Here is a 16,404-nt window from a genome sequence, read left to right as displayed (position 1 = left end):
AAGAGGATTACATGTTACATAATTTACAGAGAAGTAAAAGAATTTTTTTATTATGTCTTATTTTTTTAGTGCTTTTAACCGCTTGTGGTAATACGGATGTTAAGACATCTAAAGCTTCATTACCACCGGCTCAATCAAATATAGATAAATCCTTAAAAGCACCAAATTGGGTAGATAGAAGTCCTATTCAACAATCTCCTAATTTTACGGAAGATAAAAAAGTAAAATCGGTTGTGAATTTAATAGCAACGGGTGATAATTTATACCATGACGCAGTAATTAAAGATGGCAAACAAAAAGACGGTTCATATGATTATAACTATATTTATGAAAATATCAAAAAAGCTGTTAAATCAAGTGATCTTGCTATAGTGAACCAGGAGACCCCGATTGCAGGAAATAATTTAAAAGTACAGGGATATCCTACTTTCAATACACCTGAAGAAGTAGGTCAATCTTTAGTGGATACTGGATTCAATATAGTGACTCAAGCGACAAATCACGCTATGGATATGGGTATTAAAGGTGTTGCGAATACAAGAGAATACTGGAATAAATATCCAGATGTTATCCCGGTAGGCATTAATGAGAGTCAAAACGAGCGCAATGAAATAAAAACGATTACAAAAAATGGGATTCGTTTTGCATTACTTAATTATACATATGGTACGAATGGAATTAAAATTCCAGCTGATAAGTCTTGGGCATTAAATTTAATTGATAAAAAAGCGATACAAAATGATGTGGAAAAGGCAAAGAGTAGTTCTGATATGGTGATTGTTATGGTGCATTGGGGAGTTGAATATACCTCTACACCTTCAAAACAACAAAAAGAAGTTGCTCAATATTTAACAGATTTAGGTGTAGATGTAGTAATTGGAAATCATCCACATGTAATTCAACCAATTGAGTGGAAACAAAATAAAGATGGACATCAAACGCTAATCTATTATTCTCTTGGAAATCTTATTTCTGCTCAAGAAAAATTAGAAACATTGGTTGGAGGATTATCTTATATACAATTTGTTAAGTATGAAGATAAAACTTTTGGTATACGACAAGCGGCACTCGTACCGACAGTAACCGACTATGCTGATGGTAAGAAACAATTTAAAATTCAATTTTTAAAAGATTATTCGGATGAAAATTCTAAAAATCATGGGATTAAAAAATTTGTAGGTCCCGTTTCTTTAGAGGATTTCAAGGGTATTCCTAGAGATGTGTTGGGAAATTGGTATAAAGACTAATAAACAAAAAGGGAATGAGATACAATTAAAAAATTTATAATTTTAGCATTGGTATTGACATTGGGATGGAGCCTTGCTGCTTGTAGTGGAAAGCAAACATCTCAGGAAACTACTAATAATAGCGATAAAAATAAAAATGAGATAAATGCGAATAAAAAAGATGTTTTACCTATCTCTGATCTTAATGATTGGAGAATTATCCTTGTAAATAGAGAGCATATGTTACCAAAGGAACTAGGAATTGAATTAACAAGTATTACCCAAAATGCTAAGCCAAATATGAAAATCGATAGCAGAATTGCAACTTCCTATCAGGATATGGTAACAGCTGCAAAAAAAGAGGGCATCAATCTTTATTTAAGATCAGGTTATCGAGCTATAAAATTACAACAAACGTATTATGATGCTTCAGTTAAAAGCTATAAATCTCAAGGTTTGTCGGATAAAGAGGCTAGTGCTAAGGCATTGGAATATCTTCAGTATCCTGGCGCAAGTGAACATCATACTGGATTAGCATTAGACATTATTTCAGTTGAATGGCAGAATACTGTAGAAGATTTAAATGCAAAATTTGAAACTACCGATGCATTCAAATGGTTAGATAAGAATGCTGCAGAGTATGGGTTTATTCTCCGCTATCCAAAAGATAAAGAGAATATTACTGGCATTAAGTATGAGCCATGGCACTATCGTTATGTAGGAAAAGAAGTTGCTATTTATCTAAAAGAAAAGGGATTAACTTTAGAAGAGTATTGCGAAAAAATTAAGTCCGACAAATAAAAATACACTTTGATTCTATTAAAAAACCAGCGGAAAAGGTGGATCTGGAGGATGTGTTAATCTTCCTCCTAGTATTACGAAAACTGTGTATGATAATGTAAGCACGTATGAACCTATGTATCAAGAACTTAAATTTATAAAAGAAGCAGTGAAAAAGGATCTGATATTCATATCAGATCCTTTTTCATTCGTAACATAGAATACTTGCTTACTGTATCTGCTTAACTAAGCTTTAGAGATTGCCTGTTTTCCTGGTGCTACAATATTAACCTCGCTATCATTTTTGTTTTGGATGTTGGATTTTCTTAGCCTGATAGACATGTAGAGGTAGCCCAAACACTGCGATTGGTAGTGATTTTCATTTGTTAGAATCTTGTGAATTTTGTTAAGGTGAAACAGTTGGAGTAAGGAAAATATTTTAGGAGTTGAGTAGGGTGAAGAGATATTTTGTTAATAATAGATTGGTTGAATGAAATGGTAGATATTCTTGAGATTGACCAATTTTACTCTTGATCGCGTTCTTTGGGGAGTTTTTATAGCCTTGTATTATGTAAAATAGATAGGAACAAAATAAAATCCCTCAAGAATAAGGGTGTTCTTGAAGGATTATTTATGCTGTATATATTTTATATTGCTTGTAACGTATTAATGATGTTCAATTTTAGATATTTCAGCGCGTTGAATATAACCATCAGAGAAGCTGAAATAAAGAGAATAGCTTCCTCGATTATATATAAAGCCTTCACTAGTCATATCCTCACCGATTCCATCTGGTTCACCAAACCACTCTTTTAATTCGTTGATAGAGATATCCATTTTCACCCATATATATCTAGCGTCCGAAGGGTACATATCAATATTATAATCTCCGTATACCGCTGTATTAGGTGCATCACATTCTGTACATGGTGCTTGCTTCCAAACATCAGGCGCTCCAAATTCTTTTTTTACCTCAGATATATCTTTACCTAGTGCATCTAATTTAAATGGACCAAACGTCCCATTCTGTAAAGCTGTTGTTAACATTTGTTTCAGTTCTTCTTTTGAATTGATGTTGAAATTATAAGATCTGTTCTTTGCTATTGTATTATAGAAAAATTGTGCATACTGTTCACGCTTCACAAGCATGTTTCCATTAAAATTAGCTGCCTCGTCACCTTGTGCTATACGGTTACTACGCAGTGCATTGGCAGATTCGTAGGCCCAATGATCTTTTGGTACATCTTTAAAGTTCTCTTGTCCTTTTGATTCTAAATGAAATGCTTTTTGTAACGCTACTGCCATCTCATACCGAGTTAATACATCATCTGGACGAAATGTACCTGTTCCATCACCTTTCATAATTCCAGCTTGTGCAATGGCTTTAATATCCTTTTCAAACATATGATTTGTAATGTCACTAAACATATTCGCCTGTTTATCGTCTGCTATTAAACCTAAATGTCGATTGACTAAAGAAGCTACCTGTCCTCTAGTAACATTGTCCCCAAAACCGAATTTCCCATTTCCATATCCCTTATAAATCCCTGCTGACGCTAAGTAATCGATAGCAACTTTTGACCAGTGGTCCTTTGGTACATCTGTAAATACAGTGTCATTATTGCTAACTACCTTATAGCTATTTTCATTAAAGTTTGTTTTCATAGTTGTTTCTGCATTTACTGTGCCTACCATTGTTGTAGTTGCTAGTGCTGCAGTTATTACTAATCTGCATGAAACTTAATCATAATATCTATAAATATTCATCTCTATTTAAAAATGGTATATAGAGTGAAATGTAAAGTAACTCAAAAATATACAATAAAAGTTGATTTTGAAGTTATTTTTGCTTAATTTACTTTTATAAATCCATTCAATAAAATCATCTAAATCCCTTTTCGCTATTTGCGGACAGTAAAATGCTTCTTTTTTCAATCTACGATAGAAGACAGAACGTATATTTGGTATAATCAAAACATACTATATGAAACGATGTACATGAGTTTGAGATTTATGTAATAAGGTAAGTAATACATAACAATAACTACTCTTTATAGGATTCAGTTCATGTTATACAAATCAATCGTTAGAAAGGAAAAGAAGTAATGAATCAAATTTCATTTGAAGATTTATTTGAAGAAGAAAACGAAAAAGAAAAGGTGGAGGTAGCTGAAATACCAGTACCTTTATCGCCATTGCAACAAGATATATTAGGATTATTTAATTCTGAAGAAATAAGTGCACTGGAGCTGTGCGAACAATTAATACGAGCTGGTAAAATACCCGATGAAAGATTCACAACGGATAAACCTAAAGCATTTGGACAAGTATGTTTAATATTAGAAGGTTTTGTTAAAGAAGGAAAGCTTATTTTTGTCAAAAGTGATGAGAAAAGAGATAGGGTTTATAAATTGAATGAAGAAGTTTTTAACGGATAAGGTGTACAGGGGGGATGAATAATTTTCTAAGGGAGTTCATTTGTTTTTCTCATCAAAAAGGTGTCAATCTTGCTTAGATTGACACCTTTTTTGATCATCTAACATCTAACATATTTACGTTTGAAACCAAGTCTTCCTCTATCAAGTTCTTTTTGAATAATCTCTGTATCATTTAGCAAACTGCTCTTTTTATTTTCACGTTTTATTGCAACTATACCAACTTCTTTTGCAATTTCGACTGCTTTTTCGTGTAATGGCGCATATGAAATCCCCACAGTGTTTAGAAAAATTATTCTCCTGTTATTTATGATGATCGCCGTAAGGTCATTGCCCAAAATAAAAGAGCACAAGCACTAACGGATGCACCTAATATACAAACTCCGTTCCATCCGTAGCTTGCATAAATGTTGGTTGAAAGAATCGCACCTGTTGCACTGCCGATAGAATAGAAAATCATGTAACTGGCAGTGAGGCGACTTCTCGCTTCTGGACGCACTGTGAAAAGCATACTTTGATTGGTGACATGTACAGCTTGCACAGCTAAATCTAAAAGGATAACACCGATAACTAGTAGGAATAGAGAATGGTTCATTAATTTAATTAGGAGCCATGAAAGTAATAATAAGGATAAGGCTATGCCAGTAGTTCTCTCTCCGAATCCGCGATCAGCAAGTTGTCCGGCTTTAGTGGCAGCTAATGCACCAGCAACTCCAGCAAGACCAAATGCTCCGATAGCTGTATGTGATAGATTATATGGTGCAGCACTTAGAGGTAAAACTAATGAAGTCCATAAAATACTGAATGAAGTGAAAATGAGCAATGCTAATATTCCGCGAATGCGTAAGAGGCGCTCTTCTACAAATAATAAGAGAACGGAATGTAATAATTTAGGATAGGTCATAGCTGTTTTTTTAGGTTTAAGATTAGGTAAATTACGATATAACAAACCAATTACGAAGAGCATAAGTACAGCAGAGGTAAGATAAACGGAACGCCATCCCGCTAAATCTGTTAATGTTCCAGCAAATGTACGTGCAAGTAGAATTCCTATTACGACACCACTCGTGACGAAACCTACTATTCGCCCACGGTCTTTTGGGTTAGCTAAAATGGATGCGTATGCGACGAGTGTTTGCGTAACAGTCGCAAGAATTCCGACTAAGGCCATACCTATAAAAAGTACGGTACTGGAAGGGGCGACTCCGACCACAATTAAAGCGAAAACGGATAAAAGCATTTGAACAATAATAAGTCTTTTTTGGTTTAACAAATCACCAAGTGGAACTAATAAAAGTAATCCGAGTGCATAACAAACTTGAGTAATCGTAATAACGACACCAATAGTTGAATGGTTGATCTTAAACGCATTTGATAAAGAATCAAGTAGAGGATGAGCGAAGTATATATTCGCCACAGCCATCCCGCAAGCTATTGAAAATAATAGAGTTATATAGCGGGGCATGATTGTATTAATAGGTGATTGGAACTGATCATTATTTTGTGTAAGAGCAGTTGTCATTTTTTCTTTAGCATCCATAATATCATCTCCTTTTGTTTTTAAAATAATGTACCGAACGGTATATTATTTCGTAAGTCAAATATAATCAAGGATAAGTTGCTATGTCAAGTGAATTGTAAATTAAATTCAGTTTCTTTTGACATATCATTTATAATTTAATACGATATATAATATACTGATTAGTACATAAAAAGTGATTTATAATTTAGAAAACAGGTGAAAAAAGAGGAGGGATTAAATGGCTCGACTACGTGAATTTGATAAAGAAAAAGCTTTAGATGCTGCTATGCAACTTTTTTGGGAGAAAGGATACGCTGCTACTTCATTAAGTGATCTAACTGCTAAAATGGAAATACAAAGACCGAGTTTATATGCAGCATTTGGTGATAAAGAAGGGCTATTTGAAGCTGCATTACGGAGATACACGAATTTACACGCAGCTAGCATTCGAACAAAACTTCAAAAAGAACAATCTGTAAAAGAGGCCATTCGTATATTTTTTGAAAATATGGTGGAAGAGGAATATAAAAAAGAATCAAATAAAGGCTGTTTTTGTATTAACACAATGGTTGAGATTGCCCCTCATAATGAAAAATTTGAAGTGCTGACTAGAGAACATCAAATGTATCTTTCGGTTATATTTCAAGAATTAATTACTAAAGGAATTCAGTCTGGAGAACTGCAAAGTGATGTGAATGCTAAAGCATTGGCACAAACGCTAGTTACTTCATTAATTGGATTAACGGTGTTAATGAAATCTCGCCCAGAACGTTCAGTTGTAGATAATTCGGTATGTATCATATTATCGTTACTAAAATAAATGTAACAGAATTGTATTTCAATCAACTATGTCGATTATAGACACTTTTATTTATAAGCTTTTAACTTTAAGCACTGAATTGTCTACGAAGGCAACAAGTGCTTTTTATTTTCGTGTAAATATGAGCAGGTGAATCATAATGGTTGTCTGCAATATATGAAGATTGTTGGAGACATTTGTAATTAGGAATCGGATAAGAGAGGACTGAAAACACTATATAAGCCCCTTCCAAGCCCTTCATAAGCACCTACCAAGTAATAAATCACTAAGAAAAGAAAAAACAAAACAAAAACAACTACAAGAACAAAAAAGCGCGAAAAAATAAAACCGGCGTTGTAGTAATTAAAAAAATTTGGAATTCAAATGCAAAAAACAAAGCCCTCATTCCTATATGTATATTGAAGGATTGAATTCTGCCTTTTTATGAATAAAAGGAGGAGGTAAATATATGGCGGTGTACCGTAATGTGCAGGTGAACTTTTGGCAAGATGAATTCATATTAGATTTAACGCCAGAGGAGCGTTATTTTTATATATATTTGTTAACTGGTACGAAAACGAAGCAATGTGGTATTTACATATTACCGAAGCGTTTGGCAGAGCTTGAAACTGGTTACAGTATGGAGACTGTTGAGAAGTTATTGAACCGGTTTGTGGAATACGGGAAGATTGTATATGATGCGGAAACGAAAGAGTTATACATACTAAATTGGCTACACTATAACCCTATTTTAAATACAAATGTAGAGAAGTGTGTGTTACGTGAGTTAAAGACTGTAAAAAATAAAGAGTTCATACATATATTTTTACGTAAATGTCTTGAAGAAGAATGCAAGATTCCATTATTACTTCAGTATTTTGGTATGCCAGAGGAAGAGATTGATAGTAATTCACAACAAGTAATTATTCAAGAGAAGGAAGAGGTAGAAAGAGTAGAGGATGCCACTCCGCATAGTGAAGTTTATAAATTTTACGAACAAAACATTAGCAGTCTATCTCCATATATCGCGAAGGAATTAAAGGAATGGATGCAAAGAGTTTCAGGAGATAAAGTACTAGAGGCACTTAAAATTGCGTTTGAACATAATAAGCGAACGCTCGCTTATGTGAAGGGGATTTTGAGGGATTGGTGTAAGAAAGGACGAGTAAGCTTCAATAAAGGAAAGGAAATAGTGCGTAAGAGAGAAGTATTCAGTTTGTATGATCCATAGCATGAGCAAGTAATGATTTCTTCTTTTCTAAAAGGTTCTTTCACAATAGAAGCGAATAGATTGAGAGAGGAGGGATTGTATGGAAGTCGTCATAAAAAAGAAACGAAATAGGGGAAAAAGAATTTTTATTTGGTCTAGTAGTATCGTTCTTTTTTTGTTTATTTGCGCTATGATTTTTTTGAACATATATACGCTTAGTTCTGTGCCAAAGATAGATGGAACGATAAAACTTGAGGATTTACAACATGCTGTTGCGGTGAAACGAGATAGTAAAGGTGTACCACATATTAAAGCGGAAAATGCGCATGATTTATATTTCTCGCAAGGGTATGTACAAGCGCAAGATCGTTTGTTTCAAATGGATTTAAGTAGAAGACAAGCTTCTGGTATGTTAAGTGAAGTTGTAGGGGAAGCAGCTGTTGATCGAGATAAATTGTTTCGAACGCTCGGTTTACGGCGAGCGGCCGAAGCGTCTGTTAGTCAATATGATGGAGAAGCGAAATATGCCCTGCAGTCATTTGCTGATGGGGTGAATACTTTTATACGTGAGGCAAAAGAGGAAAAGAAATTGCCGGTTGAGTTTACTTTATTAGGCTATGAACCTGCTGAATGGTCAATCGTGGATTCTTTAACGATTGGAAAGTATATGGCGTTTGATTTAGGAGGACATTGGCACGGACAGGCATTTCGATATTGGGCGCTGAAAAATTTACCGAAAGAGCAAGCAAATGAGCTATTTCCTACATATCCGAAAGATGCGCCTAGATTGCTAGCTGAATTGAAAAATACAAATGTGGACGTAGCACAAAGTTTTTCAAAGACAGTTATTCCACCAGAGTTTAACGGTAGTAATAACTGGGTTGTGAGTGGTGAAAAGAGTGTATCTGGTAAGCCAATTTTAGCGGATGATCCTCATTTATCTCTTGCGACACCTTCTATTTGGTATCAATCGCAACTTGAAATGAAAGATTTACATGTGAGTGGCGTTATTTTCGCAGGAGTACCAGGCGTTATATTAGGACACAATGACAAAATAGCATGGGGCGTTACGAATACAGGTCCCGATGTGCAAGATTTGTATATTGAAAAGAGAAATCCTAATAATGAAAATGAATTTTTGTATAACGATAAATGGGAAAAGGCTACGGTTGTTGATGAATCTATTAAAGTAAAAGGCGGGAAAACAATTCCGTATAACGTTACGGTTACGAGGCATGGTCCAGTTATTTCAGAGTTTGCGGATAAAGGAAAAGAGAAAACAAAAACAGTATTCGCTTTGAAATGGACTGCTTTGGAGCCTTCTGCTGAATTAAAGGCTGTATTAAATATGAATAAGGCGAAAGATTGGAATGAGTTTGAAACGGCTCTTCAAGATTTTCATACACCGACTCAAAACTTTGTGTTTGCATCAAACGATGGCACAATTGCTTATAAAGCGAATGGAAATATACCAGTGCGTAAAAAAGGTGATGGTAGTTTGCCTGTGCCAGGATGGACAGATGAATATGAATGGGAAGGGTATATTCCGTTTGATCAGCTACCGAAAGTAATAAATCCAAAACAAGGGTTTATTTCAACTGCAAATAATAAAATCGTTGATGACGCTTATCCGTACCATATTAGTAATACGTGGGCGCAGCCATATAGGCAAATGCGTATTCAAGAGTTTTTACAAGAGAAGGAAAAGTATACGGTGAAAGATTTAGAAGATTTACAGATGGATCAAAAAAATTTATATGGGAAAGAGTTTACTCCTATATTGCTAAAAGAGTTAAATAAAGCATCTTTAAATGAAGTAGAGAAAGAAGGCGTAAAACAATTAGCAAAGTGGAATTTTTACGATAGTAAAGATGAAGCGGCACCATTAATATTCCATTTGTTAATGAAAGAGATTTCGAATACGCTATTTTCAAAAGAAATACCGAAAGATGTGATGGAGTTATTTGAAGGGAAGTCACAAGTAGTTGATGAATTGATTCGAAAAGAAGTAGCAGGAGAAAATAGCGCTTGGTTTACGAAGTACGGAGGCTTCACAAAAGTTGTGCATACATCGTACGAGAATGTAATGAAAAAATTACAGAAGGAATATGGACCGAATGTTGCGGAGTGGAAGTGGGGCGATTACCATCAACTTGCTTTTACACATCCGATTTCGAGATCATCTAGTATGTTAGCATTACTTGCATTTAATCGTGAGAAACCAGTTCCAATTGGCGGAAGCCAAGTTACCGTTCAAGCAGCGAGTTACGGAGATAACGGTATTGTAAATCATGGGGCTTCTTGGCGATTCGTTATTGATACGAAAGATATGTCAAACGGTTATCATATCGTAGGGCCAGGACAATCGGGACATTTTAGAAGCGATTGGTACCATGATCAAATAGATGATTGGGTAAATGGAACGTATCATACGACTACATTGAATATGGATGGAATAGAGGGGAAGGTGTTAACTTTAGAGCCGAAGTGATAATATTTCCACTGATGAAAACTGTTAAATTAGAACATAACCAAGTTCTTAAATAATTTTAAAAGCCTACTATCAGTTAAATTGATAGTAGGCTATTGTATTTTAGAGAATAAGATTCAATGATTTTATTATGACAAAACAGTAAGTGTTTTAACATTTACTTATACGATAACGGACCTTATTTACTCTGTTACAAAAGAAACCACACAAAGCGTTCTGTTTTTTTGTTACTCATTGATATATACCGCAAAACATTTTGTTATTCAATAATTCCAATTTCTAGAGCCTTTTGAACAGCTTCTTCTTTGTTACGGACTCCTAGCTTTGTATAAGCTGTGGAAGCATAATTTCTGACCGTACCATTCGATAAATATAACCTTGATGCTATGGTAGTGTATCGAAGTCCTTTTGCTACTAGCTGCAATATTTCTATCTCTCTAGCTGTTAGCTCATAAGCAGTTGCTTTTGATTGTGGTGTCTCGATTTGCTCATCAAACTTCTCAAATATTTTGTGAGACATTCCCTGATCAATCAGTGTCCCACCTTTGTGAATAAGTCGGATCGTATTAGCTAGCTCCAATGTTTCAATAGATTTGAGTAAAAAACCATCCGCACCGTTGCGAAGTGATTCCAACGCCTGTTCGGTATCCTGAAAAGTTGTAAAAATCAATACGCGGATATGTGGCCATTGTTGCTTAATCTTTTTGGTTGCTTCGACTCCATCCATGTGCTGCATATCTAAATCCATAAGTATAACGTGGGGTTGAAGGCGCCCACACAAATCGATGGCTTGATTGCCATCCTCAGCCAAACCGACTACATTTAAATCTTCATATCTATCGAGTAGTGTCCTCAAACTTTCCCGAACAAATGGCTGGTCGTCTACAATTAACAAACGAATAAGTCCATCTTTTATTTCAGTTTGTCGCGGTATGGTACATGTAACAAGCATTCCTTCCTCTGGCTTTGTATATACAGACAATTGACCTTGCAAATTCATTGCCCGTTCTTTCATCGCATTCATACCGAAGCCTTCCTGCCATTCTACATTTCCTTTTCCATTATCTTGAACTTCTAACCTCGTATATTGTTGTTCAAACTGCAATGAAACTATAATTTCAGTCCCCTGACCATGACGTACTGCATTTGTAAGAGATTCTTGTAAGCAACGAACGAACGCTATCTTCGCTTGCCGAGACAATTGATATTCCTCTCCGTATGCCCGAAAACTTACAGTAACCTGAGCGTGCTCCTGAAATTCGGCTCCAAGATTTTGTAGAGATTGAATTAAGGAGGGCGATTGACACGGAGACTCCATTTGATGTAGGTAACCTCTCACGTCCTCGATGCTTTTACGTCCCATTTCAAGCAGAGAATCTAGCCTCTGTATACCCATTTCAGTAGCAAGTTCGGTGCGCAACGTTTCCATCCCCATAATAATAGAAGTATAAGCGTGACCAACTGTATCATGAAGCTCACCCGACAGTCTGTTTCGTTCCTCTGCCAGTGTTATGCGTTCAATCTGAGACATATATTGCTCAAGTACTGCGTTTTGTTTACGAATTGCTTCATTTTGCTTATGATTGACGATTAATAAATGAAAGGCGAATCCCATTACATAAGCGAATCCATAATAGGTGACCATAACCCAATAGCTATTACTTGGCGCAACCGCATAGAAAATTCCAGTTGTTATAAAAACTGTTGTTGGAGCTGTCCAATAATAGGACAAATGCTTACTATTTGCTGCGATAAGAAATACCGATATAAGAAAGATATTGTAAGCTTCTGGAAATAAAGAGGTTAAGAATATACATAGTCCACCATATAGCAATATTTCTGTGAATAAGTAATATTTATAATTGAATAGTAAGGCTACCCATGGAATAGAGAAGGCAATAATTTCCCAAATAATAATAATCCAAAGTGGTAATGTTAAACCATCCTGGAAATTTAATGTTGCTAGGAGGGTAGACACACTAACAAGTAGACGGATTCCTAACATAATCCAATCATACCAAAACCAATATTTAACCATATCAAACAATTTATTTACCCCCTAAGTAGCCTTCTTTCTCATTTCCTATATTATAGAATAATCCTTCTTACATTGTTATATTTTTAAGTTTAAACTGCCTACTATTCGTAGACTACAAACTTCTATCGATTTAGTTGCTGAATCATGCTGCGTGTATAACCTCCAAATTTTTTCGTTAAACCATCTACTATTTTAATACTTATGGCGGTAAACACTATACCGATAGACATTACAAGGAGTGACTTGGGAAAAGTATCTATCTGTATGAAAATAATATTCATATCGATGTATCGATACAATAGTGGTGCTAACAGGAACATAAGTGGCATTACATAAAAAATGATTGCACTAATGAGACTGAAAATGCCAATCACAAATTTCTGCATTAACCAAAAGACAGCAGACCAGGTGTGGCGATCCGTAAGTCCTAATTTTATTTGCGCCCAGTCCGATGTATCCGTTGTTACACTTCTATCGTAAGATTCTGTCGAAATATCAGTATAAATTTTCGTTTGTATGCGCTCGAATTGGATAAAGGGTGTGGTAGTTTGTAGTACGCGTATAACTAATGGAATCCCAACTACCGTAAATGAAAGGGTGAAACTGAATAGCAGAGCTATTAGATAAAAACAAAAATAAAACAAACCTGTAATGAAAGTTAGTAATAAAAAATAACCATTCTGGATGAATCTTGATTTCATAAAGCTCATCGCTCCTATCTATGTAATAACCGAATTATATTGCTTTTTTTGTCATTCTCACTAGTGTAAAAGTGTCATATGACATCTCTAAATGATGTTAAAAAGGGGAGAGTAACCTACTTCTGGTTAAAAAAGATGCTTATATTAATCTCCATAAAACAATCCCGTTCTTGCAGATGCAAGAACGGGATTGTTTTGTACTTTTATTTAATATGAGATGGACTTGTTTTTCGAATGTGAAAAATAATATCAAATTGCTCAAGCAATGATTTATCAAAGTATGCCGATTCGTTTGGGAATATTTGTCCCCCTATACTTAGTAATGGTCTTTTTGTTTTAACCCATTTCTCTGCTTGTCCTTTAAGGTGACGGTTATCCAATAAAAACATGTTATATGGTACTTTTCCGAGGGTATAGTTAAAACTATTTACATTTTGTGGAATCGCACCCGTTGTAATCTTACCTCCAGTAGAAGGATCATATTCGCTGTATAAGGTGAAATTCCCCTCCGTAGTTGTACTACCAATTGTGACATAATTAGTGTCTAAACGTTCCTTCAAAAATTGCCCCGCAACATAAGGGTATAATTTCTCATCGATAATTCCTTTAGCAATATGAATATTGTGTCCCCATACCATCGTTTTACCACCCAATGTCTCTTGTGCCCACATTGCATGATCGGCCAAGTATTGCTCATGTAGCTTTAACATACTTGGATAGTCGTTAGGAATTAGCATTGTGGTAAATTTCTCTATTGCACTTGCTGTTGCTTTCGCCCAGATGTACTCGGGTGAAACTATTTCTGTGTTGGTTTGTTTATTCTCATCTTTTAGTAATCGAGCTACTCTCTCAGCGTTTGCTTTGAACTTTTCTTTTATTTCAGGAGCAAGGTCCATATATTCCTGTGTACTTCCATTAAAAGCCGACAATTCTTTATAATTTTCTTCTACTTCTGCCAGCAAATCTGGTCGATGCAGCCTTACATAATCAATTACTTTATTAAAGCAACCTTGGTCCAATTCCTTTAAGTCGAGCCCAATAAATTGGATCTTTTTTTTATTGGATGGATCGGCATTATAATCTTTCATCCACTCAATCATGGCTATAATTTCATCAGTAGGATATAACAAGTTTAAAAATTCCCTAGGGTTTCCTTTTCCTGTTTGGATATATTCATTTAGCTTTAAGCCGTTTCCCCAATCTTCTTCCATTGTGAAATTTGTAAAACCCATCTCAGTAACTAAATATTTCACAAGTCGAAACTTCATAGTGAAAATTTCAGAGCTTCCATGAGTATTCTCTCCTAATCCTACATATTGTGCACTCCCAATCATTTTCTTAAGTGGTTTTAAATCCTCAAATGATTTTGACGGTTCTATCGTTTTTAATGGGTAAGCCTGTGATTGTATTGATTTAACTATATTTTTTTGGATTGATTGACCTGAATTTTCGACTGCTACTGTTTGAGCCTTTCCTACTTCTCCACATCCTGTAACTAATAAAGCTGTACTAACCATTGCAATTATTCTTTTCTTATTCATTTTTTTCCACCTCAATTGAATTATTTTTAAAAGCGAGATTGATTCATGTACTTGCACGAATCAATTGCCTTAATTCAATTGTTATCTATCCCATATCATATTTTCTAGTTACATATTGTCATAAGGTTAATTGACACAGGTCATAGACTAATCATTACACTTTTGTACTATCGGCTATGACAACTTATAAATAATAATTACATTGATGAGTCGCAAGTAAGACTAGATTATAAATTTGGGAGGGATTTTAAAGATGAATTAATCTGTATGCCAAAATATTTTTATTCTAAGTTGTGTCTGTGGAAATGAAAAGAAGTAAATTCGATAAACAAGTGAATTAAAGGGGAAGGGCGGATTACAATGATATTACACGCAAAATCGTTCCACAATAAAGATAAAATCCAACGTGCTAAAATAGGACTTCAACTCTTTCTGAGTATCTTAATCATTACTTCTATTATCCTAAATGTAGTAGTAATAATTACTAAAAGTATGCCGCTTATTGTGGTATATATGTTTACCCCAGCATTTTCTTCTATTTTGACTCGCATAATACTGAAAGAAGGGTTTAAAGATGTATCTTTTAGTCTCGGTAACTTAAAGATATGGAAGGGGATTGGTTTTGCTCTGCTAATACCTATGATTATTTGTGGAATTACTTATTCTATCGCCTGGTTGAGCGGAATTGCGGGGTTTCAGCATCCCGAAGGTGGTATGTTAGAACCAATCTACAATATACTTGGGCTTCAGTATCTAACGGCACCATTCAGTTTCATTTATCTAGTAGTATTGAGCGGCATTTTAGGAAGTTTGCTTAACTTAATCCCAGTTTTGGGGGAAGAAATGGGTTGGCGAGGTTATATGCTCACAAGGCTAGTCGATGCAGAGTTTTCACGGCCCATCCTTATTAGTGGATTGATCTGGGCAACGTGGCATGTTCCAATTGTTATTGCTGGCCTATATGTAGAGGGAACATCTGTCCTTCTTTCAGTACTTGGCATCTATTTTTGTATTGTGCCATTCAGTTATATTACAGCTTATTTACGACTTATCACAGGTAGCGTTTGGCCTTCGGTTATCATCCATACTACTTGGAATGCCATTATTCAAGGACCTTTCGCACGTGCAAGTACAGGATATCAAACTGAGATTTGGATTGGAGAATCTGGCTTGATAACTGCTATTATTATCTTAATTACTGCAATAATTACGTCTCGAATAGTAAATCTTACTAAATAGCATACGGATGTGTTTTAAATTCAATTAGTGAAATATGACGAGGCGCAATTATGGATGCTCAAAGACATGAAAGTAATACAAATGAGATTCTTATTTCTGCTGATAACTATTGAGCAGATGAAGTACGTGATTGCTCGTGAATTAGGAGTCACATTAGGACCGGATACATCAGCACGTGCAAATGGTTCTGTCGGTGGAGAAATTACAAAACGCTTAGTTCGAATGACAGAAGAACAATTAACAGGACAATATAGGTTACAGTAAGTTAAGGTGATAAATAAAAAAACATATATGGATTCTTTTCAGACTGTGGAAAAAATCTTCTCCACAGTCTGTTTTTGTGTAAAAAGAGGAGTAAGGACTTCTGGAAGAAATACAACGGATACTGAATTAAAGCATGGATTCAATCCTTCTGATTTCAT

At 35.1% G+C, this 16,404-nt stretch carries 12 protein-coding genes and 2 pseudogenes; 8 read left to right on the top strand and 6 right to left on the bottom strand.

The window, feature by feature from the left end; all coding sequences use genetic code 11:
* Positions 1 to 11: 11 nt before the first annotated feature.
* Together MR066_RS03595 and MR066_RS03590 are read left to right on the top strand one after the other, a co-directional pair.
* A complete protein-coding gene (locus MR066_RS03595; protein ID WP_242246021.1) occupies positions 12 to 1,247 on the top strand; it encodes a CapA family protein in 1,236 nt (411 codons plus the stop codon).
* Positions 1,248 to 1,295: 48 nt separating this feature from the next.
* On the top strand, positions 1,296 to 2,027 hold the full coding sequence (locus MR066_RS03590) for a M15 family metallopeptidase (RefSeq protein ID WP_242246020.1): 732 nt from the start codon (positions 1,296 to 1,298) through the stop codon (positions 2,025 to 2,027).
* Between the two features lie 645 nt (positions 2,028 to 2,672).
* Here MR066_RS03590 and MR066_RS03585 read toward each other — a convergent pair.
* Entirely contained in the window at positions 2,673 to 3,701 is a 1,029-nt protein-coding gene (locus MR066_RS03585) for an S-layer homology domain-containing protein (protein ID WP_242246019.1), read from the bottom strand.
* 410 nt (positions 3,702 to 4,111) lie between these two features.
* On the opposite strand from MR066_RS03585, the gene MR066_RS03580 reads away from it, so the two are divergent.
* Complete coding sequence (locus MR066_RS03580; RefSeq protein WP_242246018.1) at positions 4,112 to 4,444, top strand: DUF3895 domain-containing protein; 333 nt, start codon at positions 4,112 to 4,114, stop codon at positions 4,442 to 4,444.
* A gap of 98 nt (positions 4,445 to 4,542) precedes the next feature.
* On the opposite strand, the pseudogene MR066_RS03575 reads toward MR066_RS03580, so the two are convergent.
* Positions 4,543 to 4,731 (bottom strand): annotated as a pseudogene (locus tag MR066_RS03575) (DNA alkylation repair protein); the annotation flags it as partial.
* Positions 4,732 to 4,748: 17 nt separating this feature from the next.
* Positions 4,749 to 5,981 (bottom strand): MFS transporter, encoded by a 1,233-nt coding sequence (locus MR066_RS03570; protein WP_242246017.1) that lies wholly within the window; start codon positions 5,979 to 5,981, stop codon positions 4,749 to 4,751.
* 220 nt (positions 5,982 to 6,201) lie between these two features.
* Here MR066_RS03570 and MR066_RS03565 point away from each other — a divergent pair, with 220 nt between their 5' ends.
* The 3 genes from MR066_RS03565 (at position 6,202) to MR066_RS03555 (ending at position 10,463) form a co-directional block, all read left to right on the top strand.
* A complete protein-coding gene (locus MR066_RS03565) occupies positions 6,202 to 6,783 on the top strand; it encodes a TetR/AcrR family transcriptional regulator (protein ID WP_002190148.1) in 582 nt (193 codons plus the stop codon).
* A gap of 448 nt (positions 6,784 to 7,231) precedes the next feature.
* Positions 7,232 to 7,993 carry a DnaD domain-containing protein gene (locus MR066_RS03560; protein ID WP_242246016.1) on the top strand — a complete coding sequence of 254 codons (762 nt, stop codon included), beginning with the start codon at positions 7,232 to 7,234 and terminating at the stop codon, positions 7,991 to 7,993.
* A gap of 79 nt (positions 7,994 to 8,072) precedes the next feature.
* The gene (locus tag MR066_RS03555; RefSeq protein ID WP_242246015.1) at positions 8,073 to 10,463 is read left to right on the top strand and encodes a penicillin acylase family protein; all 2,391 of its coding nucleotides are present in this window, start codon (positions 8,073 to 8,075) and stop codon (positions 10,461 to 10,463) included.
* Positions 10,464 to 10,722: 259 nt separating this feature from the next.
* Here the strand turns inward: MR066_RS03555 and MR066_RS03550 are convergent, their stop codons facing one another.
* The 3 genes from MR066_RS03550 to MR066_RS03540 form a co-directional block, all read right to left on the bottom strand.
* Positions 10,723 to 12,510: a helix-turn-helix transcriptional regulator gene (locus MR066_RS03550; RefSeq protein ID WP_002084561.1), complete on the bottom strand. Its 1,788-nt coding sequence runs from the start codon at positions 12,508 to 12,510 to the stop codon at positions 10,723 to 10,725.
* Positions 12,511 to 12,623: 113 nt separating this feature from the next.
* Positions 12,624 to 13,202: a sensor domain-containing protein gene (locus tag MR066_RS03545; RefSeq protein ID WP_061688626.1), complete on the bottom strand. Its 579-nt coding sequence runs from the start codon at positions 13,200 to 13,202 to the stop codon at positions 12,624 to 12,626.
* A 203-nt stretch (positions 13,203 to 13,405) separates the two neighbouring features.
* Positions 13,406 to 14,743: an erythromycin esterase family protein gene (locus MR066_RS03540; RefSeq protein WP_242246014.1), complete on the bottom strand. Its 1,338-nt coding sequence runs from the start codon at positions 14,741 to 14,743 to the stop codon at positions 13,406 to 13,408.
* Positions 14,744 to 15,103: 360 nt separating this feature from the next.
* Here MR066_RS03540 and MR066_RS03535 point away from each other — a divergent pair, with 360 nt between their 5' ends.
* Both MR066_RS03535 and MR066_RS03530 read left to right on the top strand, forming a co-directional pair.
* A complete protein-coding gene (locus MR066_RS03535; RefSeq protein ID WP_061688624.1) occupies positions 15,104 to 15,982 on the top strand; it encodes a CPBP family intramembrane glutamic endopeptidase in 879 nt (292 codons plus the stop codon).
* A 50-nt stretch (positions 15,983 to 16,032) separates the two neighbouring features.
* Positions 16,033 to 16,246, top strand: a pseudogene (locus MR066_RS03530) (small, acid-soluble spore protein, alpha/beta type).
* Positions 16,247 to 16,404: the final 158 nt, after the last annotated feature.

Origin of the sequence: Bacillus cereus group sp. BfR-BA-01523 (assembly GCF_022662615.1) — a bacterium.
Taxonomy (GTDB): domain Bacteria; phylum Bacillota; class Bacilli; order Bacillales; family Bacillaceae_G; genus Bacillus_A; species Bacillus_A mycoides.
Note: the sequence above shows the minus strand (reverse complement) of the source record. Positions and strands in the feature narration are given on the sequence as shown.

What these genes read in the sequence shown, in the direction of transcription:
- MR066_RS03545 (WP_061688626.1), bottom strand. Translation starts at nt 13,202, where the DNA reads ATGAAATCAAGATTCATCCAGAATGGTTATTTTTTATTACTAACTTTC.
- MR066_RS03595 (WP_242246021.1), top strand. Translation starts at nt 12, where the DNA reads ATGTTACATAATTTACAGAGAAGTAAAAGAATTTTTTTATTATGTCTT.
- MR066_RS03580 (WP_242246018.1), top strand. Translation starts at nt 4,112, where the DNA reads ATGAATCAAATTTCATTTGAAGATTTATTTGAAGAAGAAAACGAAAAA.
- MR066_RS03540 (WP_242246014.1), bottom strand. Translation starts at nt 14,743, where the DNA reads ATGAATAAGAAAAGAATAATTGCAATGGTTAGTACAGCTTTATTAGTT.
- MR066_RS03565 (WP_002190148.1), top strand. Translation starts at nt 6,202, where the DNA reads ATGGCTCGACTACGTGAATTTGATAAAGAAAAAGCTTTAGATGCTGCT.
- MR066_RS03535 (WP_061688624.1), top strand. Translation starts at nt 15,104, where the DNA reads ATGATATTACACGCAAAATCGTTCCACAATAAAGATAAAATCCAACGT.
- MR066_RS03570 (WP_242246017.1), bottom strand. Translation starts at nt 5,981, where the DNA reads ATGGATGCTAAAGAAAAAATGACAACTGCTCTTACACAAAATAATGAT.
- MR066_RS03555 (WP_242246015.1), top strand. Translation starts at nt 8,073, where the DNA reads ATGGAAGTCGTCATAAAAAAGAAACGAAATAGGGGAAAAAGAATTTTT.
- MR066_RS03560 (WP_242246016.1), top strand. Translation starts at nt 7,232, where the DNA reads ATGGCGGTGTACCGTAATGTGCAGGTGAACTTTTGGCAAGATGAATTC.
- MR066_RS03585 (WP_242246019.1), bottom strand. Translation starts at nt 3,701, where the DNA reads ATGGTAGGCACAGTAAATGCAGAAACAACTATGAAAACAAACTTTAAT.